The organism is Facklamia sp. P12955 (assembly GCF_050409565.1).
In the GTDB taxonomy this organism is placed as follows: domain Bacteria; phylum Bacillota; class Bacilli; order Lactobacillales; family Aerococcaceae; genus Facklamia.
In genome coordinates, this window is the sequence record NZ_JBNUPF010000023.1 from 15,172 (window position 1) to 37,605 (window position 22,434).

The following is a 22,434-nucleotide window of genomic DNA, read 5'->3' on the forward strand; positions in this document are numbered from 1 at the left end:
AACCTATTGGTTATTTTTTAATACGCTCTTGCAATCCAAACTGTTTCTTTAGCTGGCTTCCCAGATACAAGGCATTTATCTTTCTTAACCAGAGCATTTTCACCTGCAAAATAATTTTCAAACGGTAAATTACGTGTTGTAAAGCCTGTTAATTCCTTAATCTTAGCTTCTGATTCCTCACTACCATCCCAGCCAACTAATACCCAACCTGGGGTTTCATTGGCTGCCTTTTTATTTTCAATATGGTCAATCAATTCATCTAGAGTATCAATATGAGTATACATATTGGCCTGATTGCGTTGGCGAGCTTTTTCTAAAAGACGATTTTGCATTAAGGCTAAAGCTTGATGAATTTGTTCAGCCAAGCCATCCATTGAGATGGCATTTTTTTCATCTTCATCTCTGGCTTTCATAATCACTTGATTATTTTCAATGTCTCTTGGACCCACTTCTATACGAATAGCCGCTCCACGCAACTCCCACTCATTAAACTTATAACCTGCTGAGTTATCTGAATCATCAATATAAGTTCTAACACCTGCTGCTTTTAATTGAGCGTCTAAGTCTTTTACTTTTTCAAGCACTTGGTCTAATTTTTTCTTAGGTCCAACGGGAATGAAAACAACCTGCTGAGGAGCTATGGCTGGTGGTAGAACCAATCCTTGATCATCTGAGTGGGTCATAATCATTGAACCGATTAAGCGGGTCGAAACACCCCAAGAAGTGGTATGGGCATAAACGTGCTCATTATCTTTATTTAAATAACGAATATTAAAAGCTTCTGCAAATTTAGTTCCCATATAATGAGAAGTTCCTGCTTGCACAGCTTTACCATCTTGCATCATGGCTTCAACTGAAAATGTTTGCACCGCTCCGGCAAAGCGCTCCGAAGGAGTCTTCTCACCTTTGAAGACCGGTACTGCTAATAATTCTTCTAATAATTCAGCATAGATTTCTAGCATACGCATGGTTCTATGACGAGCATCTTCCTCATCAGCATGAGCAGTATGTCCTTCCTGCCATAAAAACTCAGAAGTTCTTAAAAAAGGCAAAGTGCGTTTTTCCCAACGGAAAACATTGGCCCACTGATTAATTTCATAAGGTAAATCACGGTAGGAATTAATCCAATTAGAAAACGCATCGCCTATCATGGTTTCTGAAGTCGGTCTTAAGGCCAATCTTTCTTCCAAAACTTCACCAGCTGCTTCAGTTACCCATGGCAGTTCTGGACTAAATCCTTCAATATGATCTTTTTCACGAGTAAAGAAAGACTCAGGAATAAGCATTGGGAAGTAGGCATTGCGAATACCTTCTTCTTTTAAACGCTTATTAAAATATTCTTGAATATGTTCCCAGATTTCATAACCATTTGGTTTAAAGATTATACAGCCTCTGACTGGTGAATAATCCATTAAATCTGCTTGTTGAATTGTTTGTAAATACCATTTCGAAAAATCTTCTTTACGAGTAACCATTATTTTCCTCCTATAAATAAAAAATAACTGCCTTCATCCTATCAAGGACGAAGCACAGTCAGTCTCCGCGGTACCACCTTATTTGCATCTTAAAAATGCCCACTCAAGGCGATAAAGGAGCCACCTGATTTCAATAAGATAGTAGGTTCATTTGCTGAGTGGGGAGACACTTCCATCCTCTGCCTCTTGCTGGGGACCATCTACAAATTACTAGTCTATTTTCACTTCTTATTATAAAGAATCAAGGAATAAAAACAAGCCTAAGTTATTCTAAAACAATAGCATCACCTTGAGAATTGAGATCGTAATCAGGCAATTTACCAAAATTCTTTAGTGGCCAATAAATAAAAGTAGCTTTACCAATTACCGAATCAGAGTCTATCAAGCCAAAAGTTCGTCCATCAACAGAATTTTGCCGATTATCCCCCATTACAAAAAACTTGCCTTCAGGAACTACATCTTCACCTGTATATTTATACATTTCAAAATCTTCGGTAAAGTTTCCACCACCATTCGCTTGATACTCTTGCGCCTTTTCATCTAAGTAAAATTCATCCACCCTCTGTCCATTAATTATCAGCTGATCATCTTGATAAGCAATTTTATCGCCAGGAACTCCAATCACACGCTTCACATAAAGCTTGGGTTCTTTACCGGGTAGTGGATTAGGTTGAGGGAAAATCACAACATCAAAACGCTCGATATCTGATAGTTTCCACATCCAAACCTTTTCGCCATCTTCCAAAGTATGTTCCATTGAGGAACCATCTACCGAAAAGGGTTGTGCAACATAATGATAAAAGGTAAATAATACAGCTAACCAAATAGCCATATATATTAACCAAGAAAAAATCTCTTTAAAAAATCGTTTTGTCTTCTCCATAAGTCACCTCTAAACTTTCTGTTTCTTATTTTATAACTTTTCCACCAAAAATGCATCTTGTATTGGTATTCTTGTAAAAAAATATGCTATTATGATTTTAATTCGAAAATTATGAATTAAGTGTGTTATTTGAGCTGTTTTATTTTATTTGACATTCAAAAATGTTAAAATAAGTTTAATTACTTTGTTGATAGTATTGGAGGAATAAATAATGAATCGTAAACCTAACCCTGGCCCTTCGCGTAGCCGGATGCACCAAAAAAGAAAACGTCGTTTTTCTTTTTCAACTCTTATCGGTGTTCTATTAATTATTGTGGCACTAGGGCTTTTATTAGTGAACCCCTTAAAGAACTACCTCATTCAAAATAAAACCAATGATATTCAAATTTCTAATATGACTCGTGATCAAATTCTAGCTAACCAACAAAAAGATGTCACTTTTGACTTCGAGGATATTCAACAAGTAGATCCTTTTACCGTTATTTCTAGTAGTGTGAATCCTAAGGACCTACCCGTTATTGGCGGAATTTCAATCCCTGAATTAAAGATTAACTTACCAATTAATAAAGGAACATCTAATGAAGGCATGTTCTTCGGAGCAGGAACGCTCTCGGCTGATCAAAAAATGGGTGAATCCAATTATGCCCTAGCTAGCCATCACATGTATGATCAATCTTTACTTTTTTCTCCACTTAAAGACGCAAAAAAAGGACAGAAAATTTATATGACTGATTTAGATAATATCTATGTTTATGAGATTTCTTCCATTTTAGTAGTAGACCCTTCAGCCGTTGAAGTGCTAAACCCTTCATCTGAACCAATTGTTACCTTGGTTACTTGTACTCAGGATTTTGTTAACCGAATCATCGTGCAAGGAAAACTAAAGGAAAAAGTTCCAATTGACGATGCAAGTAATGAAATGATGAACGCTTTTAAAATTGAAAGAAAAATAGCTAACAATACTTAAGCAATAATTAAACTGCCTATTCACTTTATAAATGGAGTGAGCAGGCAGTTTTTATTAATTAGAATCTAAGTCCATTGCTAAATCGATGGCTAAAATAGTTGCTAAAACCAAAACTGTATCTACACTTTCAGCTAGGATGTCCATTTCAAAGGTATCTGACCAAGAAAGAAACTTTTTCTTTATACGAGCTATTGGCTGTCTTTTAGAGTCTTTAATCATGTAATCATGTTGAAAAATACTGCCATCAACTACCCAATCTACCCCTTTTACCACATACTGAGGCTTAAAGAAGGTAAATTTTTTATGAATTCGACAAAAGAATTTACCCTCTTGGATGACATCGACTGTCGGTAAAAGTGATAAAACTTTTTGATTAACTTCACATAAAACTTTTCCTGATTGAACATCAAGAATTTTTGTTTTTCGACCGATTGAAATTAATTTACTATCTACTCGATATATTGGGCTTTTATTTTGATCATAAATATCAAAATCTTGTTTAAATGACCACATTTTTTGTTTCATATAAAGCTTCATAAAATCCCTCCTCCTATTCTTATTTTATCACACGGACCTAGTTCTGCTCACCTAATTAGACATAATCAAAAAAACAGTAGGTCTTTTGAGACCTACTGAATCTTTCTGCTCTAAGTAAAAATAATTAATTTAAGTATACAGTTGAACCGGTTTCTAAATATAAAACATGTTCACAGATATTGGTAATATAATCACCTATACGTTCTAAACTAGATACTAAATCAATCGTAAAGATTCCTGCTGGAATACAATCTTCGTTGGTAGCCATTCTTAAAGTAACTTCTTCAAAAACAAGATCATACTGTTTGTCAATTTGGCTATCCATAAGGGCAATCTGACTAGCCTCTTGAATATCACCATTTTCGATGATACCTGCTAATGGTTCAAACATTAACTGTAAACGTTCTACCATTTGATTCACAATAATCATCACGTCTTGATAATTTGAAAAATCAGGCTTATTTCGCTTGATACGTTTAGCAATTGTAGTAGTATGTTCTGCAATACGCTTCAGTTCAACACTAGTATTTAGCAATGCAAATATGTAACGAAGATCTGCTGCAACGGGTTGCTGTAAAGCGACTATAAGATAGGCATCTTTTTCTAATTCAACAGATAATTCATTAATTTTCTCATTCATTTCAAGCGTTGAAACTGCAAGCTCATTATCTGAGGCAATAACTGCTTGATGGGTGTTATCAAAAATACTTTGCGTTAAATCAAACATTTGGTTAATTTTTTTAAACAAACCTTGTAATTCTTGTATATAAATTTTTCGCATATTTTGTCCTCCCTTCTAGAATTTATTTTATCATCTATTTATTATAACAACATTGTAAGCGCTTGTCAAACTGCCTAAATTGTTTTTAAAATAAAAAGTTCTCACCATTAATTATAGCGAGAACTTTAATTATCAATTAGTTATTAAATGAGACATGTACGTGGTCATAATGGTTTTGTGTCACACTACCACGATCTTCCATTTGTTGCCATTGGCCGCCTGTCCAATGGCCATAGATTTGTTGTTTCCAGATAACATAAGCGATATTACTATTACCCATATTAGCTACTGCATCTGCAGCGATTTGGTCGCCTAATGCTGAACCTACGGGCACCATAAAGTCAACAGCTAATCCTTTACCATGGTCTCCGCTATCTCCAGGTCTTAGCCCGTATGCAGCAACTCCATATTGATTAGCAATTCGACTACCATAATTAGCCGCTGATTGTGATACACCAGCTAAGGTCGATGGTGTCGTATAATCATTACTTACTTCTTCAATGACTTCCTCTACAACTTTCTCAGTAACAGGCACTTCTTCTACTATTACTACTTCTTCAGTGACCTCTTGAATAGCTGTTGTTGTTTTTGTCAACTCTTCTGACGCTAGTGGTTGTTCAACTTCCTCAATAACACTTTCTATTTCAACAGCACTAGATTGTGTTGTCTCAACTTCAAGCTCTTCAGCTTCAATAACTTCCTCTTCACTTACAGGGTTTACTGTAACTTCTCCAGTAGTTGAAACTTCCTCAATAGTCCTGTCCACGACCTCGTCAGTTAAGACTTCTTCTACTAGAGGGAGCTCGTTTAATAACTCTTCAGATGATTCAGCAACTTCTTCTAATTGGACTGTTTCTTCAGCTATTGCTAACTCTTCTTCCACATCAAAATCATCTGCTTCACTGACATTTAAAATGATCTCTTCAACTACAACTTCTTCTTCAAGAACAACTGCTTGATCTTCAGTTTCAACTTCTGGAGTTAGACTGACTGGAATGTCCATTTCAAATGTTTCCCCAGCGGATGTTTCAACGTTTAACTTTTCAGCTTTATGATTAATATCATATTGAGCGACTAGTTTTGTTTTTGGGTAAATAAGGTTAACATTTTCAATTTGGTTAGCTTCAGCAAGAAAAGCTAAATCAATATCCATCGCTTCAGCAATTGCTCCAAGGGTGTCTCCATATTTAACAATGTAAGTCATTTGATTATCTTCATCTACCATTAGTTCAGCACTTATTTCTTCAACCGTGCGCGCATTCCAATTCTGAGCAGATGTAATCGCCACAGGCGTAAGCATCAGCATTAGAGAAGCACCTAAACTCACTTTCTTATTAAATTTCATTTATATACACCTCAATAGTTTATTTTCTTAAGTAATTGTAGTTTAAATCAACTACTTTTCTTAAACAAGCTTTGAACAGTCAAATCAAAGAATTGATTTGGATCTGTAACCTCTCAAACATATTAGGACGTTTTATGTAATCTGTTTGTAAAATTTCACCTTTCTTTCAAATTTTTATGCTAGAATTATTTCAACAAATCAATAAAGGAGGGTTATTATGGCTAGAATTAAATCGTTTGATGGTATTAAAGGAATTGCAATTCTTTTTATTATTCTCTATCATTTATGGCCAACTATTTTCCCCGGTGGATTTTTGGCAGTCAATCTTTTTCTCGTTTTAGGAGGTTATTTTTTAACCATAAAACTTTACCAAGATAAAAGGGTAGAGTCTTGGCAATCATTATTCTTTCTTTTCAAAAAAACAGTCCAACGCTTGTTCTTTCCGATGATGTGGTTAATTATATTAATTTTATTTTTCCTTCAAATTTTTAACCCTCTCATACTTAAGTCTATGCGCAATGAACTGTTTGCTAGTCTCCTTTTTGCCAATAATTACTTTCAAATTCTAAACGGTCGCTCTTACTTTACGGATATGGCTGTAACTTCTTATTTAACACACTTATGGTATGTAGCCGTTTATCTCCAATCCTTTTTAATAACTGGACTCTTAGTCTTCTTGAGCAAAAAAATAAAATTACCTGCTATCTATTTAGGCCTATTTTGGCTCTTTATCTTTAGTCTATGTACTTTCTTAACTGCAAATGGTTATTCCTATCAAAAGGATCCCTCAAACATTTATTATAGTTTTCAAACGCGGTATGCTTCTTTTGCGATAGGGATAGCGACTTATTACCTTATTCTAGTAATCCAAGAAACAGTTGAAGAACTTCAAAGACGACAATTAAGGATCCATTACTTCTTTATCGTGATAATAGCTCTAATTCTATTGCTTATTCAGTTTCTTTCTCAATCCGATCAAGAAGCAGCAGGCTATTTATTAGGACTTCCTTATTCTAATTTATTTACTGCCCTATTTATTTTAGGTGCTGGGCAGAAATTCATCGTTTTTGAAAAGTTATTAGGTAACAAAATTTTCACTTGGTTAGGTAGAAGATCTTATAGTATATATCTTTGCTATTATCCTTTATTAGTTGTCACTTTTAGTTTTCAACGTTTATTTGCTAATCACATGAATATTTTAAAATTAATCGGCCTATGCTCAATTATCCTTTTTTCTTCTATTTTTTATTATATTTTTGAGTCTAATCGTTTCCATATACTCTTCTCAAACAAAATCAGCCTAAGAAGGAAGCTCTACTGGGTTAAAAGATATTTACATTTCCCAAATAGCAACAAAAAAGATTTTGCCTTTGCAACAAGCTATCTTTTTTTAATAATTTCTAGTTTGATTGGCCTGCTTCGAAGTGATAATCATATACCACTAGCTTTATTTGATCTCCAATATGGAATCTACGCTACCAATCCCAATCCATTTAGTCCTTATTATAAAGTGGATCAGTCATTTAAAAAATCTCAAAAACGTTTAAATGATTTTGATCAACTAGCAGCTAGTAATTTTTCATATTCCATCAACCAAACAACACTAGCGGATAAAGTCATACAATCTATCCAAAAAGACTCTATCTTAAATCAGATTGCCAGTCTTTCTCAAGAAAAAAGACAAAGATTCGAAGAAATTCAACAGCAATTTCCTAAGCTGGCAACTATCCTCAGCCCGCAAGAAATACTCTATGCTAATGACCTTCCAGTCACATTATTCGGTGATTCAGTGGCTCAATTTATTGGAGCTAATATTAACACATTTTTTGATCAGGCTAATGCATTTGGTTATGTTAGTTTAAACATTTGGACATCTTACGATAAATTCCAAGCGCTTATAGACCAGGGTTTAGTGAAGGAAAACTTAGTCGTTAACTTAGGAACTAACGGGGGTTTGGATGTTCCGGCCGTTGAAAAATTGATAAAGATGGCTGGTGAGCGAGAAATATACTTAGTTAACTCAAACTCTGACATCGAATTTTTAGATCAAATTGATCAAGTGATTCAAACACTTACTCAAAAATACTCTAATGTTCATTTAGTTGATTGGCGAGCTATCTCAACAGGTCATCCGGAATATTTTCGAGAAGACGCTATTCACCCAAGTGTGGAAGGTGCGGAGTTTTATCTTTTAGAATTGGCTAAAACAGTCTATCAAAATCGGCTTTAATACATTCAACCTCAGATGGAAACTAGCCATCTGAGGTTTTTTGTACTTATTTATGATAGGCATGATTGTTTAAAATGCGGAAAGCTCGATAGATTTGTTCAATTAAAACTAGTCGTATCAACTGATGAGGAAGCGTTATTCTACCAAATGAGATAGCTTTATCACTTGTTTTTTTTAATCGTTCAGCCAATCCTAAAGACCCGCCAATAATAAAACTAATGTGCGAGTGTCCATAAGTAGCAAATTGATTGATTGATTCAGCTAAATCCTCTGATGATATTAAGTCTCCCTCAATAGCTAAAACAAAAACTTTACTTTGTTTATTTAATTTCTTCTCTATGCGCTCAGCCTCTTGTTCTAAAAGCTGTTCAACCTCCGTGTCAGTCATTTGCTCTTTAGTTGATTCATCGGCTACTTCATGAATTGAAACCTTTGCATAAGCTGACAATCTTTTGAGATATTCAGACATTCCTGCTTTAATGTATTTTTCTTTGACTTTGCCCACACAGATTATATCAACACGTATCATTCCTTACTCCTTTCATTAGGTGGATAACTGTTAATAAAACAAAGACTTATCCACAGTTTATTTTAAATGCTGTGGATAAGCCTGTATGTTTGTGGATAAACTAGTAAGGAACTGCACTATTCGATTCTTCAGACTCTTCTTCGGATGGGAAAGGCTGAATTTCTGTCGGGTTTTCAACCGCTGCTTCTAAAGTGATTTCTATCTCCATGTCTTCTTTAGCACGGCGGATAGATAATTTCACTTTATCGCCAACTTTATATTCATAAAGGAATTTTTTCAAGTCATTAATCGTCTCTATTTCCTTGCCATCAATAGCACGTATCAAGTCGTACTCTTTAAGACCAGCTTTAGCAGCAGACCCTTCAGGTTCTACTTCACGGATAAAGGCCCCCTTTACATCTTCATCATTCAAGCCCATTACTTGGGTGCGATAATCTGGATGGACTAATCTCAAGCTAGTATAACGGATGCCCAATACAGGTCTAACGACTTCGCCGTTTTTCTCAAGTTGGCCAATAATATCCACTACATCTGAAGATGGAATGGCAAAGCCCATTCCTTCGACATCGGTCGCTGATAGTTTGCTTGAATTAATTCCAATTAATTGGCCGGCAGAATTTAAAAGGGCTCCTCCTGAATTACCAGGGTTGATGGCCGCATCCGTTTGCAGTAAACTCATATCCCAGTCTGGTACACCATCGCCATTTAAATCCACTGGCACAGATCGATCTAAACCAGAAACAATCCCTTTAGTTACTGATGTTGCAAACTCACTACCTAAGGGTGAACCAATTGCAATAGCGACTTGTCCAACTTGAACATTATCAGAATCAGCAAATTCTAAGGATTTACTTGCTGCAGAAGCATCAATTGTTATTACAGCTAAATCACTTAAGGCATCACTTCCAATAATTTCTGCTTTGACAGTTTCACCATTTTTTAAACGAACTTCTAAAGCATCTGCTCCTTCAATTACATGATGATTGGTAACAATGTATGCTTTATCGCCATCTATGCGATAGACAACTCCTGACCCTTCTCCAATCACTTGCAAATCTTGATCTTCTTCATCTGGTATGAAGTATTGGTTATATTGATATTCCCAAAAAGGATCTAATCCTTGATAACTTTTTTGCATGTTTGCAATGGACACCACTGCCTCACTTGCCTGATCCACTGTGTCTACCATATTCTGTTCATTTTCTGGTAGTTGAACAGAGTCGGCAGTTTTAATGGTGCTTTCCACCTGAGAGGGTTCTTGTGAAAAGGCCGAAAAATCATTATTAAAACTCAAACTACCTGCCAATAATAATGATAGAGTCATGCCTGAAAGACCCACAAATATTTTACGCCAACGTTTTGTGCCATCATTTTGATTATATTCTTCTCTCATTTTACTATACGTCCTTTCTATTATACTTACAGAATGAACTATAACACTGTTTTTTTAAGAAAGTATGAATTATCATCGTTAATTTTAAAGTGAATTGTAGAAATTTGAGATCTGTTTATATTTTTTTAATAGGTGTGGCCTTAATTGGATCTGTCATATGAAGTTTTAAATCCCTTACAGTATCCACATCATAAGCTTGTAAAGTGTCTTCCATCGTTAACATGGCTAATTCTTTGGTATTATTATCCTGACTTAAATGTCCGAGGTAGATATCTTTGGTTTTGGATCCCATTAAGTCTCGGATAGCTAGTGCTCCATCTTGATTAGATAAATGACCTTTATCACTAAGAATACGTTGTTTTACAGACCAAGGATAAGGACCATATCTCAAAAGTTCAATTTCATGATTAGCCTCTATTAAATAGGCATCCGCATTCCTAAGTTGACTGCGCAATCGATCGGAAACATAACCTGTATCCGTCAACATTACAAATTGTTTATTGCCTTTTTGAAAGGCATAAAACTGTGGTTGGGCTGCATCGTGACTCACATTATAACTCACAATATCAATATCACCCAATTGTAACATGGTCTCCGGTTCAATATACTGTTTGTTTTCTGGAGCAATCTCACCAATCATTCGATCCATGGCCTTCCAAGTTTCTCTATTAGCATATATAGGAAGATTGTACCGTCGAGAAAGAACTCCCACCCCATGAATATGATCTTTGTGCTCATGAGTGACGAAGATAGCATCGATTAGATTAAGGTCTCGATCGATTTGTTTAAATAAAGCCTCAATTTTTTTCCCACTTAAGCCTGCATCAACTAGAAATCTTTTTTGGCCCGATTCAATATAAGTGCAATTGCCAGTTGAGCCACTTGCTAAAATTGAGAAGCTTAAATCAGTCCGTTGAGCTGAAATATCTTCTATCTTTTCTTTAGCCGTTTGACTTTGATAGTTGGTATATAATTGTTGCTCAAATTTTAACTTTGCTTCTTTCATTTGCGTTCACTCCTGTTCCGTTCTACACACTTACCTAAAATCCTCCAGAGAAAGTTCCACCGCCGGAGCCACCCATCGATCCGCCAGAGAAACCACCTCCGAATCCACCCTTATTATTCCCTGCAAAACCACCTTGAGCTGTTGTTTGAGGGGAAACAGAATGAATAGTTTGAGTCACTTGATTACGGAATAAAGACCCATAGAGGTATGGGTGCGCCAATGTATAGGGCCTGTGCTCTTGGGCATGAATTTCACTCGGCTTAAACTCCATTTCAATCGCTTTAACAACCCTGTCCGCTACTCCTAAACTAGTTGCAAAGACCAAATATTCTTCCCAAAGAGGTAAAGAGGCAATTTCTCTAACATTAAAACGCCCAATATCTTTTAACATCTTGCTGAAAGCACGCCATTTATCCCTCATTTCTTGTTGTTCGGTGGTCATAAGTGGTCGTTTTTTCATGATTATTCGCATATAGATGTATAGTCCAACTGATAAGACTGTTCCAATTCCGATAATCACCCCGATTAGTTTCATTGGTAATAACCGAGCGATATCCAAACTATATAGAAAGAGTAAATTAATAATAATTCCACCAATTATTAAAATAAGAGCTGTATTATTGGCCATTTCAATCTTTCGTGTTTCAGCTAAGGCTTGGCCTAAAAATTGTTCACCTTCTACTGCTAATTTATTTTTAAATCGTAACCAATAACGATATTGTTTCTTACGAAATGAAGGATTATCTTCAGCTAACTGGTCTAATTGTGCTAAAGTAACACCCGCTCCTTCATTTGCTTGAGTAAAGTAATCCCAAACAAATTTCTCATGCTCTAATATACCCTCAGGATAATCCGGACCCCAGTAAAGAGGAATAATCTTTACAGTCTCAGCAGACTGTTTCTTACCTGGTAGGGCCTCTATTTTCAACCAACCTTTTTGAACTAAGTGTAAAAGGGTCGCAACAAAGTCATCTTCATTTGGCCATTCACGAAGATATTTAGTTGCCATCTGACCAGGTGTGGTAGCTTCAGGTAGATCATAAAAATAATCTGGTACATAAACGGGGTGAGGATTTAACTGCTTCGATTGATGACGATATTTCATTAAACTAATTAAAAGCAATAAAGGCGGTCCGACTGACCCAAGTATAGCCATTATATAGGCAATCATTTTCATTTGATTTACATTTTGAGCATCTTTTTCGACTTGAGCTTGGGCAGCTGCTAAGAGTTGGTCTAATCGCTTTTCATCGATCTTATTCGAGTTAAGGGAGGTCCACTCCTTAGGAAACACAATCTGTCCTTCAACAAACTGACTGGCAGTGCGCTGAGGAACGTCTAGATAGACAACTGTTTTTTGGTCTTCTTCAACAATTTTCACTTCCCCTTGAGGAGCCCCATAACCCCATGCACGAACCTCTTCTTTAGTTTCAGCTTTTTGTGGCAGTTCAATGCGAATTTGAACATCTGTTGTAAAATCTGAGCGCCCAAATTTTCTAAGGAACTCTGCAGTGTCCTGATAATTGGTGACTAATTGTTCGAGGGTATATTGAAAAACAAAATACCTGCCTTCTTTTTCTAAGGGATAAAAGATCTTACTTGTAAGTCTACCGTTTTCTTCATGCATTTGATAGGTCCCTTTATTTTCATTGTCTGCTATGTCTAAAATCTCAATAGAGCTTTCTCTATCCTCACTAACGCCAACCGAAAAGTTTGAAAGTTGATAGCCCTCATGATCTAAATCAAATAAGACACCGTTCATAAAATTTGCATCATAATATTGATAATCTGTAAATTCAACGCTTCCATCTTCCATTACCTTGGCATTAATGAATTGCTCAGTAATTGAAAAATCATCTTCTTGTGCACTTATTATTGGGTTTAATGGACAAGCGAAAATACAAAACGGTGTGACTACAAAAACCAAGATTTTTTGAAGGAAATGCTTAAACATTAAAATACCTCCCCTTTTACTAGTCACCTTCTGAAAAGCGACGTAACCAGTTGCCTTTAGGATCAATTAATTCAATCCATTCTTTAATAGCTGGTTGTAATATATTCGCAACGGACCCTCGGACACGATAAAAATCAGCATTTTGACTTCTACTAACTTTCTCTAAGTCTGCCATATCAAAGTGATGGGTAAAGGCTTGTTGAATGGTTGTTGTTTCATCTAAACAGACAGCATAGATCACTATTTTCTCCCACTGATCAATAGTTGAAAATCGCCTTAAATCAATTTGATTGATGTTACGTAAGTCTTGCTTAAATAAATTCCAAACGAGTCTTTGTTGATTATTTGATTTTTGATGTTTTTTTTGCTTGCTTAATAAGAAAAGAAAGACCAATTGAATAATGAGCATACTTGCAAGCGCTAATAAAATCCAAACTAACCATTGACTTCTTTGCTGATTAAACATGTCGTAAGAAATTCCTATAGCAAAGAGGACTGTCAAAACATTACTGGCAATGGCTAAAAGAGGTGAAAAATTTTTGTGTTTATTTTTTAAATGATCCGCTGAAACACTTTTCACTTCAATGGCATCAGTATATTTTTTCCACAAATCTTGATATTTCTTCTTTATTTGTTTTTGTTGGCGAATTTTTACAATAATTTCTTCTAAAGTTATGACTGCTCCTTCCTTCATACTTAAGCTAATTAACTCTAATGCATAGCGTTCATGGCTCGGAAGGTGGGTGTATCTTGATCGGTCTTCTAACAATTGAAAAGCCAGAGTGTAACCGCTTCTTATTCGACTGTGACTCCTATTTTTCATTCTAACCGGAAGAATCTTCAAATACCCTTTTCTTCCTAATTCTAACAGACTAGCCGCTAACTCATTAGACCCAGGGGCTTGATCATAAACAACCGCATTAATCAAACAAACATCCATCGGTTCAGGTATCATTCCTAATCTAGTCTTCTCAACCATGGGAATTGTGTCGTTCTTTTTATTTAATTGGTAGCTACGATAAAGAAAGAGGGTCGCAATAAGAGGAATAAGAATGGCTAAGAAGGTTCTTAATAATAATTGATACTCCTTTTGTTTAACTTGATCAGCGATATCTTTTTGAATTTGAGCTTCTCTAATTTCAATCGATTGTTTCCCTTTAATATCGATTATATTGGTATTATTGGGAGTAACCGATTTAGGGAAAAACATATGAAGAGAAAGAAGGTCATTATTCTCTGTAGGGTGATTGATGAAAAGATTCAAAGTAAAAGTGGTTTGACCTTCTTGATTAAGCATTTCGCTGTTTTCTACTTTTCCTCCTTGTAACCAATAAGAAAGTGCTTCCTCCTCAATCAAGCCAGCAAAAGACATCATCAACTTCAGTTGGCTTTTTCTTTCTTTGGCTGTATCGACTAAAGGAATCCAGCTTCCTTCAAAATAAGCACCATCTTGGTAGTTAGTCACTGATTGCTCCAAATCATATTCAATAATATACTCCACTGTATCATTGACAACCGGATAGCTTATAATCAGCCTTGCTTCTTGTGGGGTTTGAGTCATTTGATAGCTTCCTGCTACTCCACTAGAAGTTTCAGCAAGATAATTAATGGATTGATCTTTTTCGATCATTCCCATTCGATAAGACGATAAATTCTGATTTTCAGTAGGAATACTTAATTCTAATTGATTCAGATACTCAGCCTGGATTTGATAATATAGACGTACTTGGGTCCTACCTTTAGCATCTATTGTCGCTTCAATGCTTTGTTCTTTGACTTCATAGGCATTTTCTTGAGCAATTACTGTATGATGCAAAACTCCTCCAATTAGAAAAACAGAAAGAATGATGCTATAAATTATGTGTTTTCGTAATGTCTGCAAACAAAAATAAGTCTTCATATCTCACACCTTTACTCTTTCACTACTAATTTTTAAAAAGTTATCTTTTAATTTTTGGGTTTTTTGTTAACAACATTACCCTTAATAGCATCCACTAATACTGAGATCGTCTGACCACTCTCTTTACGATAGTAGATTAATTCCCAAGCGGGTAAATATAAATTAAATTGCTTGGTTTCAACTGAACGAAAATAGCCTAAAGTCATTGAAACTATTTCAGCATCGTTGGGCAAGGTGGTATCAATTCGGTTTTCTACAACAGCAATTACCTCATTGGTTGAGATTAATTGTCTTTGATCTTCTAAACGTACAAAAGGCTCTTGATAGGTCTGCATATAAGAAATCATGTCATAATTTTCATCTAATAAAATACGAATCTCTGCTGTTCCATCAGAAATTGGTACTGCCGATTTCATGGAAGAATCTTCTAAACTTCCCCCTTTTTTAGTCACCATCCGAATGATAATCATTCGCTCTTGCGGAGAATACCAATGATTTAAATAAAATTCTCCATTAATAAAGTAAGTAGGGTCTTTTAAGATGTTTTCATGAATCCATGCAAAATCTTCATTAGTTAAACTGTATGTTTCCTCTCCAAGAGAAATGTCTAATTCGACCGGACTTGAGAATTCACTAACCAAGACGCCATCTGGATCAAGTGAAACAATTTGATTTTGTAATTGTTGTCTTTTACTCCACAATTCATTGTTAGGGGTGTTTTTTAACACTGCCAATTCAGGAGCATTATCGTTCAATTCAACAGCATCCTTGAATTTAATTCCCCGATCTTTCATTTCCTGAACGGGATTAATTTGAGCTGTCGGGTCTTGAAAGTTGAGACCAAATGCTCCGCGCTCTACTAGGAGATAGGCTAAAAACATATCAAAAATTACAAAGAAAACAAGCAATATAATTTGTATCCTTTTGAAATCCATTTTTTCTCCCTTCTATCCTCAGTCAGCTAAGCATTGGTCCTGGCGTCTCTTTGCTGCAGCATAATGCGTAGACTGCCATCTTTTAATTGATCAATCGAATAGACTTGAGTCCCTACTACAAAAAACCACTTTGGTACCAAATTCACTTTCTTGAAGTTTTCCATATCTTTTTGCCATTCGAAGCCTAAAATAATTTGATTAAATTTTGAGAATTTGAGATTCTGTTCTTCTAAAAGCTCAGCAATTTCTGCTCCTGATTCAACAAGCTGAGGTGAAGATAAATCTGAAATGTTTACACCTAAAATCACTAAAGACATTTGTAACTTTTCTAATTTTAATTGACTGCGTTGCGAAGTGAATCTCAATTTGCTTGCTCCATAATCCGGTAAAGTAGGATCTGAAAAGATAGGCATCCCTGCTAAAAAGCGACGCAAAATCAACTGGTTATTTTGCTCAGAAAAGACTCTTACATCTTCCCCCCAATAATTAAACCGCTCAGCTAATTCTAAGCCTTTTTGCAATAAATCCTTTTGCGTTACTAAATCCTTTTGCGTTACTAAATCCTCTTCACTCCTTAAAAGACCGTTAATTTGATTATTATGATGGTTTACAGTCATAATATTGGTGTCATCATCAATCATCAAACTACTATTATAAGTATGATAAGAACGCACATTATTTAAGTCGGGTTGAGTAATATCAAAGTTAGCTCCTTCAAATACTGGATCAATAAAATAATTTTCAGGTACTTTTTCAAGAGAATACACTTGACTTGGAGAAGCTAAGGATTCTTTAGGCAGATACACTGTGTCTCGATTAATCTCATATTCAGCCATTTCAATTCGATCAGCAGATCCTGTAGCAATAGCGGCAAACAATTGCTCAATATCTATCGATCGTCTAATTCTCCCTTCCAAGAAGGATTTATTGACAGAATCTACAAAATAAACTTTTCCTGGCTTTTCAACGGGAAGGATGACACGGTTGACCTTGAATTGAGTAGATGCACCCTCTGGTATTTCGACCATATCTTCTAATAAAAGTAGCGAAATTTTTGTCAAATAGATAAATTGGATATGATCTTCGCCCATGATCTCATCCAATTGAATCGGATCAATTTGTGGTTGATTATCCACTAGCACAGTGATGGGCTCATCAGTTAGTTTATGAACTTCTTGAAGAACTTGAGATTGATAAGCATGATAGTACTTACCTTCATTTTTAATAATAAGTTGGTAAGGGGCGACCAAGTCGGTAAGTTCTAACTGATGCGTTTGAAAATAGGGTTGATCAATCGTTACCTCACCTATCTGCATATCTGACTTAGGTAAATCAGCATATTTTTGATAAAGCATTTTAAAAGCTTGATTATTAATTAGAAAATAAGAAAAAACAATATTTATGAGAATAGCCACTATTAAAGAAACTGAAATCCAAATTCGTTTTTTCATTAGGCATCCTCCCAATCATCTTCGAACTCAAGCTCAGTATATGGAAGAGAGAAAAGGAATATTGAACCTTTATTCTCTTCACTTTTAACCCAAATTTTACCGCCATGAAGTTCAATTACTTCTTTAGAAATGGCTAACCCCAATCCAGTACCTCCCTGTTGGCGCGAACGTGCTTTGTCTACTCGGTAAAAACGATCAAACAGATAGGGAAGATCTTTTTGCGGAATTCCTAGGCCTGAGTCTTTCACACTAAATACAACATGGTCACGATAATCCGCCAAGGTTACAATTATCTTACTACCATCAGGGGAGTATTTCATCGCATTATTCATTAAGTTATCAATCACTTGAGTAATACGGTCTTGATCTATTTCTACATAAATTTCTTTTGAGGTTAAATGACGAACAATTTGGTACTTAGGTTTATCTTCACTTTCTAAGGTAAACTCTGCCCGGTCTAGGATATAGTTAACTAAACGCTTAAAATCAATATATTCAAAGTTTGGCTTCACTTGACCGCCATCTAGCTTAGACAAATCTAGCAAATTACCAATCATCCGAATCATGCGATTAGATTCGGATTGTATAACCTCAAGAAACTCCGGAGCAAGCATTTCATCTTTCCAAGCTCCATCCACTAGGGCTTCCGAATAAGACTTGATACTTGTCAGCGGGGTCCTTAATTCATGAGAAACATTGGAAACAAAGTCACGACGTTCTTGTTCATTTTTCTCTTGTTCAGTAACGTCTTGAATCACACAAACTAGGCCCGTTACAAAGCCTGTTTCTCGCCTGATCACTGAAAACTCACATTTTAAAACCGTCTTCATCCCATCGACGAAGCGATTAACCAAAACCTCATGATCCCCTTTTAAAAACTTAGCTAAGGTATAATTTTCATTAATGCCTAGAGTTTCTAAAATCGGCTGACCTACAGCTTCGTTTTGATACATGTCTAATAAGAGTAAGGCTCGATCATTTACTAAGAGAATATTTCCTCGACGATCGGTACCAATTACGCCATCAGTCATATGTCTTAAAACACCATCTAAGCGTTGCTTTTCCGATTCAGTCGATTCTTGCGCATCTCTAACTTTTACAGCAAGGTCATTAATGGTTACAGCAAGGTCTCCTATTTCATCATGTCCAAAGACTTCAGCCGGAAAATCATATATTCCTTCCGAAATGCGTAAAGCTTGTTGCCGCATATTTTCAATCGGGGTAGTAATCCCTTGCGAAAGCACAAAGGCTAAAATAAAACCAGCTAAAATGGCAATTAAAATGGCTCTTAAAAAGAGATCTGTTACCTTCTCTCTTTGTTCATTTATCCGGTCCATTTCTGTTTGCACAGCAATAGCCCCTAGCATGACGGTTCGATCTCCCTTGTTCGAAAGAATCGGCTTCACCACATGATAAGGTTGTTGAAAACGAATGAAATAATCATCCTCTAAGGGACGTTGGTTAATTAAAACATTACGGACTAATTCATCATTCGTGCGAGTTCCAATCGAAGAACGCTCAGCCAAGTCATTAGTAGCTAATAGATAGTCTTGTGAATTAACAATTTGAATTTTAGTGGAATAGGTTGAACTGAAAGAATCCAGCGCCTGTTCTAGGCGCTGGTTACGGTCTTCAGTCGTCAATTGTTGATCTTCTAAAATGGGGACAACATTATTGGTAAGAAAATCGATTTGCGTATTTATCTGTTCCTTCATTGCAGTAACGGTCTGTGTTTCCAACTGATCAATAAAATAGATACTGACAAACTGAAAAACGATTACTAAAATCACTACAAATAGCAAGGGAATTTTCACATAAATCGATTGTATCCATAAAAACGAACGATTCATTAAACTGCTCCCTACTCTTGATCTGGGTTCTTAAGAAAATAGCCAACCCCTCTTCTGGTGATAATATAGGTCGGATGACTTGGTAAATCTTCAATTTTTTCACGTAAACGTCTTACAGTAACATCCACTGTTCGAACATCACCAAAGTAATCATAGCCCCAAACAGTTTCTAATAAATGTTCACGCGTCATCACTTGGCCAATATGTAAAGAAAGGTAATGTAACAATTCAAATTCTCGGTGAGTTAGCTCGATTTCAACTCCATTTTTTGAAACAATATAGGCATCTTGATGAATAATCAAGTCTCCCACTTCGATGTCATTATTTTGAGCAGCTTCTAGTTCTTCTTCTCTTACAGTATTTCGACGTAAATTAGCTTTAACACGAGCAACCAACTCACGGTTTGAAAAAGGTTTTGTCACATAATCATCTGCACCTAACTCTAGGCCTAAAACCTTATCGATTTCAGAGTCTTTAGCGGTTAACATAATAATTGGCACAGAACTGGTTTTTCGAATCTCACGGCACACCTCGAGTCCCTCAATTTTAGGGAGCATTAGATCTAACAAAATGAGATCAGGTGATTTTTCAGCAAACTTTTCAAGAGCTTCTTCACCATCATAAGCTGTCTCTACTTCAAATCCTTCATTTTTTAAATTAAATGTAATGATGTCTGAGATTGGTTTCTCATCGTCCACAACAAGAATTAATTTCACGCTGTTTCACTCCTTATCTCCTTCTCATAAAAAAATTAACGAGGAAGGGTTTATTATTGAGCTTGCGACTCCTTTTTTCTTCTATGCATATTATACCTTTATCATGTAAATAGTCAAAATACGACACTTTTAATTGCTTTGTTTTTGGCTTTAAAAATCAATCTTATCTGATTCTTTACGAATCATTAGCAAACCATCTCCTAAAGGAATTAAACAAGAACGGTGTTCTTTGGAAGTTAAAACTACTTGATGCAACTCATTGAGTTTACGATGAATTTTACGAACCCGTTTGGGAATCTCTTTTTCGTCGTGTAAAATGGTTCCTCCTTGAAAAACATCGTCAATAATCAAGATCCCTCCAAGTCGCAAAAGACGCATACACTCAGGTAAAAATTCGATATATTTTGCCTTGGCGGAATCCATAAATATAAGATCATAAGCCTCATCTAGCTGGGGCAATAAGTCTGCTGCATCTCCTTCAAGAAGTTCAATACGATTATTTAGCCCTTGTTTAGCAAAATTTTCTTTTGCCCTTTCATACATATCAGGGTAGCGGTCAATGGTGGTTAAGTGTCCATCATTTCGTAAGTGCTGAGCCATTAAACTAGCAGAAAAACCAATAGCTGTTCCGATTTCTAAAATGCGCTGGGGTTGAAGACTTGCACATAAAAAATCAATAAACTTTGCTGTTTCATGAGGAATGACGGGTATTCCTCTCTCGTTAGCATAGGCTTCTATCTCTGCAACTTGTCCTTCAAAAGGCAATTGACCCTCTCGCATAAATTGAACGATGGATTCCATCACTACCGGTCGATGCATCATTTCATTTAACATACTTTCATCTCCTTATAAATAAAGAGTGAACGAGAAGGTCTTTTGACTCACTCGTTCACTGCGGTTTGTTTTATTTTTTTTCAGTATCTAAACCATAGTCATTATCCCGACGATCGCTATCGTGCTCAAATTCATAGAGACTATAATCTGTTTCTAAAGCATAGGCTGAATCATGAGTGACTTGAATACCACGGATTCTTCCATTTTCAACATTACTGGTCGTTAAGACATAGTCATTCATTCTGACTGATGTACGCTCGTCATCATCTGGTACATAGCCAATCACTTGAATCATCAAACCAGCGATAGTATCTACTTCCTCTGAGTCTAAGTGCTCATCAAAATAATGATTGAACTTTTCTAAGGTCATAACGCCATTAATGTAATAATTCATATCATCGATCTTGCGAACGACAGAAGCGGTAATATCGGACTCATCATTGATATCACCTACTATTTCTTCAATTAAATCTTCAAGAGTAACGATTCCCTCGACACCACCATACTCATCTCGTAAGATAGCCATATGGGTCTCTTCTCGACGGAATTCCAACAGCAAGTCATCAATATAGGCCGTAGAAGGGACAAATAGAGGATCGTTAGCAATTTCTAAAAAATCAATCTGATCAAAACCTTGTTGACTGGCCGTTTTTAATAATTGCTTAACATGGAGCACACCAATGACATTATCTTTACTTTCTTCATAAATAGGCAAACGTGAAAAAGGACTATTTAAAATAGTTGTGAGAATTTCATCGTACTCATCTTCTATATCAACCATTTGTGTGTCGGTCCGTGGAACCATGACCTCTCTTGCAAGCTTAGAGTCAAGCGACAGGACTCCTTCAAGCATTGAATACTCCGCTAAATCGATTGTTCCTTCTTGTTGGCTTTGGGTTAGAATAGCCACCATTTCTTCACGGGTAAACTGGTCGTTATCAGCATTGAAATCAATAGGTGTTAACCGCTTTAAAAAGCCAGTAGAAACCGATAATAAGGCAACAAATGGAGTGAATAGTTTTTGAACCCATTCAACAATGGCGCTAGTAGCCATAGCTACTTTGTCAGGCATTTGTAAAGCGATTTGTTTAGGGTAAAGCTCACCCAAGACCAAGGTCACATAAGAAAGCAAGACCGTTACTATCACTATTGAAAGTGACTTCGCACCCGGAAAAAATGGTATCCATCTTACTATATAATCTGCAAAACTTGTTGCAGCTGACGCAGATGAAAGGAAACCTGCCAAAGTAATTGCTACTTGGATGGTCGCTAAAAAATCATCTGCATTATCGATTAATCTCAGCACTCGTTGTGCTTTTTTGTTCTGCTCTTCTTCCGCTAACGTTCTCATTCTCGATTGGTTAATTGAAACAAAAGCAATTTCTGCTGCAGCGAAAAAAGCGTTAATTGCGGTTAAACATAAAATTAAGACTAATTGCGCTATCAGTGAATTCTCCGAAGAGTCCATAGTTAAGTTCATTTCTCCTTTATGCATCTAAAAATTTCGACTACTTTTATAATAGGTAATTTCAATATAAAAAGCAACACTTTATCTGGATAGAAACTAGCAAATTATTAAAAAACTATGAGAGATGTTAGACGATAATACATATGTGACATAAAACAAATAAAAATAGGGAGCTTCTGT

At 35.9% G+C, this 22,434-nt stretch carries 18 protein-coding genes; 2 read left to right on the forward strand and 16 right to left on the reverse strand.

What is annotated here, in order from left to right:
• Positions 1 to 17: 17 nt before the first annotated feature.
• Complete coding sequence (gene proS / locus ACQV2G_RS07160; protein WP_428876477.1) at positions 18 to 1,475, reverse strand: proline--tRNA ligase; 1,458 nt, start codon at positions 1,473 to 1,475, stop codon at positions 18 to 20.
• A 265-nt stretch (positions 1,476 to 1,740) separates the two neighbouring features.
• Positions 1,741 to 2,358 (reverse strand): signal peptidase I, encoded by a 618-nt coding sequence (gene lepB / locus ACQV2G_RS07165; RefSeq protein ID WP_428873995.1) that lies wholly within the window; start codon positions 2,356 to 2,358, stop codon positions 1,741 to 1,743.
• Positions 2,359 to 2,569: 211 nt separating this feature from the next.
• On the opposite strand from lepB, the gene ACQV2G_RS07170 reads away from it, so the two are divergent.
• Positions 2,570 to 3,325, forward strand: coding sequence for a class A sortase (locus ACQV2G_RS07170; protein ID WP_428873994.1), 756 nt, complete (start codon positions 2,570 to 2,572; stop codon positions 3,323 to 3,325).
• Between the two features lie 54 nt (positions 3,326 to 3,379).
• On the opposite strand, the gene ACQV2G_RS07175 is transcribed toward ACQV2G_RS07170, so the two are convergent.
• From ACQV2G_RS07175 to ACQV2G_RS07185, 3 genes are all read right to left on the reverse strand, one after another.
• Complete coding sequence (locus ACQV2G_RS07175) at positions 3,380 to 3,862, reverse strand: LURP-one-related/scramblase family protein (RefSeq protein WP_428873993.1); 483 nt, start codon at positions 3,860 to 3,862, stop codon at positions 3,380 to 3,382.
• A 124-nt stretch (positions 3,863 to 3,986) separates the two neighbouring features.
• Positions 3,987 to 4,643: a phosphate signaling complex protein PhoU gene (gene phoU, locus ACQV2G_RS07180; protein WP_428873991.1), complete on the reverse strand. Its 657-nt coding sequence runs from the start codon at positions 4,641 to 4,643 to the stop codon at positions 3,987 to 3,989.
• 136 nt (positions 4,644 to 4,779) lie between these two features.
• Positions 4,780 to 5,988, reverse strand: coding sequence for a LysM peptidoglycan-binding domain-containing protein (locus ACQV2G_RS07185; protein ID WP_428876478.1), 1,209 nt, complete (start codon positions 5,986 to 5,988; stop codon positions 4,780 to 4,782).
• Between the two features lie 217 nt (positions 5,989 to 6,205).
• On the opposite strand from ACQV2G_RS07185, the gene ACQV2G_RS07190 reads away from it, so the two are divergent.
• Positions 6,206 to 8,218 (forward strand): acyltransferase family protein, encoded by a 2,013-nt coding sequence (locus tag ACQV2G_RS07190; RefSeq protein ID WP_428876479.1) that lies wholly within the window; start codon positions 6,206 to 6,208, stop codon positions 8,216 to 8,218.
• Positions 8,219 to 8,264: 46 nt separating this feature from the next.
• Here the strand turns inward: ACQV2G_RS07190 and rlmH are convergent, their stop codons facing one another.
• The 11 genes from rlmH to ACQV2G_RS07245 all read right to left on the reverse strand — a co-directional run bounded on the left by rlmH (position 8,265) and on the right by ACQV2G_RS07245 (position 22,254).
• Positions 8,265 to 8,744: a 23S rRNA (pseudouridine(1915)-N(3))-methyltransferase RlmH gene (rlmH, locus tag ACQV2G_RS07195; protein WP_428874024.1), complete on the reverse strand. Its 480-nt coding sequence runs from the start codon at positions 8,742 to 8,744 to the stop codon at positions 8,265 to 8,267.
• Between the two features lie 103 nt (positions 8,745 to 8,847).
• Complete coding sequence (locus tag ACQV2G_RS07200; protein WP_428873988.1) at positions 8,848 to 10,140, reverse strand: S1C family serine protease; 1,293 nt, start codon at positions 10,138 to 10,140, stop codon at positions 8,848 to 8,850.
• 115 nt (positions 10,141 to 10,255) lie between these two features.
• Positions 10,256 to 11,146, reverse strand: coding sequence for an MBL fold metallo-hydrolase (locus ACQV2G_RS07205; protein WP_428876480.1), 891 nt, complete (start codon positions 11,144 to 11,146; stop codon positions 10,256 to 10,258).
• A gap of 34 nt (positions 11,147 to 11,180) precedes the next feature.
• A complete protein-coding gene (locus tag ACQV2G_RS07210) occupies positions 11,181 to 13,100 on the reverse strand; it encodes a DUF2207 family protein (RefSeq protein ID WP_428876481.1) in 1,920 nt (639 codons plus the stop codon).
• Between the two features lie 19 nt (positions 13,101 to 13,119).
• Complete coding sequence (locus ACQV2G_RS07215) at positions 13,120 to 14,916, reverse strand: DUF2207 family protein (RefSeq protein ID WP_428875122.1); 1,797 nt, start codon at positions 14,914 to 14,916, stop codon at positions 13,120 to 13,122.
• A gap of 131 nt (positions 14,917 to 15,047) precedes the next feature.
• Positions 15,048 to 15,935, reverse strand: coding sequence for a two-component system regulatory protein YycI (gene yycI / locus ACQV2G_RS07220; protein ID WP_428873984.1), 888 nt, complete (start codon positions 15,933 to 15,935; stop codon positions 15,048 to 15,050).
• Positions 15,936 to 15,961: 26 nt separating this feature from the next.
• On the reverse strand, positions 15,962 to 17,386 hold the full coding sequence (yycH, locus tag ACQV2G_RS07225) for a two-component system activity regulator YycH (RefSeq protein ID WP_428876482.1): 1,425 nt from the start codon (positions 17,384 to 17,386) through the stop codon (positions 15,962 to 15,964).
• Positions 17,386 to 19,236 carry an ATP-binding protein gene (locus ACQV2G_RS07230; protein WP_428873981.1) on the reverse strand — a complete coding sequence of 617 codons (1,851 nt, stop codon included), beginning with the start codon at positions 19,234 to 19,236 and terminating at the stop codon, positions 17,386 to 17,388. Before ACQV2G_RS07230 ends, yycH begins: the two co-directional genes overlap by 1 nt.
• Before the next feature lie 11 nt (positions 19,237 to 19,247).
• Positions 19,248 to 19,952: a response regulator YycF gene (yycF, locus tag ACQV2G_RS07235; protein WP_428873980.1), complete on the reverse strand. Its 705-nt coding sequence runs from the start codon at positions 19,950 to 19,952 to the stop codon at positions 19,248 to 19,250.
• Between the two features lie 150 nt (positions 19,953 to 20,102).
• Positions 20,103 to 20,786, reverse strand: a complete 684-nt coding sequence (locus ACQV2G_RS07240; RefSeq protein WP_428873979.1) for an O-methyltransferase — start codon at positions 20,784 to 20,786, stop codon at positions 20,103 to 20,105.
• 70 nt (positions 20,787 to 20,856) lie between these two features.
• Positions 20,857 to 22,254 carry a hemolysin family protein gene (locus tag ACQV2G_RS07245; RefSeq protein ID WP_428874023.1) on the reverse strand — a complete coding sequence of 466 codons (1,398 nt, stop codon included), beginning with the start codon at positions 22,252 to 22,254 and terminating at the stop codon, positions 20,857 to 20,859.
• Positions 22,255 to 22,434: the final 180 nt, after the last annotated feature.

Coding starts and splice junctions, on each gene's coding strand:
- ACQV2G_RS07190 (WP_428876479.1), top strand. CDS start 6,206: ATGGCTAGAATTAAATCGTTTGATGGTATTAAAGGAATTGCAATTCTT.
- yycH (WP_428876482.1), bottom strand. CDS start 17,386: ATGAAAAAACGAATTTGGATTTCAGTTTCTTTAATAGTGGCTATTCTC.
- ACQV2G_RS07210 (WP_428876481.1), bottom strand. CDS start 13,100: ATGTTTAAGCATTTCCTTCAAAAAATCTTGGTTTTTGTAGTCACACCG.
- ACQV2G_RS07205 (WP_428876480.1), bottom strand. CDS start 11,146: ATGAAAGAAGCAAAGTTAAAATTTGAGCAACAATTATATACCAACTAT.
- ACQV2G_RS07170 (WP_428873994.1), top strand. CDS start 2,570: ATGAATCGTAAACCTAACCCTGGCCCTTCGCGTAGCCGGATGCACCAA.
- ACQV2G_RS07245 (WP_428874023.1), bottom strand. CDS start 22,254: ATGGACTCTTCGGAGAATTCACTGATAGCGCAATTAGTCTTAATTTTA.
- ACQV2G_RS07240 (WP_428873979.1), bottom strand. CDS start 20,786: ATGTTAAATGAAATGATGCATCGACCGGTAGTGATGGAATCCATCGTT.
- phoU (WP_428873991.1), bottom strand. CDS start 4,643: ATGCGAAAAATTTATATACAAGAATTACAAGGTTTGTTTAAAAAAATT.
- proS (WP_428876477.1), bottom strand. CDS start 1,475: ATGGTTACTCGTAAAGAAGATTTTTCGAAATGGTATTTACAAACAATT.
- lepB (WP_428873995.1), bottom strand. CDS start 2,358: ATGGAGAAGACAAAACGATTTTTTAAAGAGATTTTTTCTTGGTTAATA.
- ACQV2G_RS07185 (WP_428876478.1), bottom strand. CDS start 5,988: ATGAAATTTAATAAGAAAGTGAGTTTAGGTGCTTCTCTAATGCTGATG.
- yycI (WP_428873984.1), bottom strand. CDS start 15,935: ATGGATTTCAAAAGGATACAAATTATATTGCTTGTTTTCTTTGTAATT.
- ACQV2G_RS07200 (WP_428873988.1), bottom strand. CDS start 10,140: ATGAGAGAAGAATATAATCAAAATGATGGCACAAAACGTTGGCGTAAA.
- ACQV2G_RS07175 (WP_428873993.1), bottom strand. CDS start 3,862: ATGAAGCTTTATATGAAACAAAAAATGTGGTCATTTAAACAAGATTTT.
- ACQV2G_RS07230 (WP_428873981.1), bottom strand. CDS start 19,236: ATGAATCGTTCGTTTTTATGGATACAATCGATTTATGTGAAAATTCCC.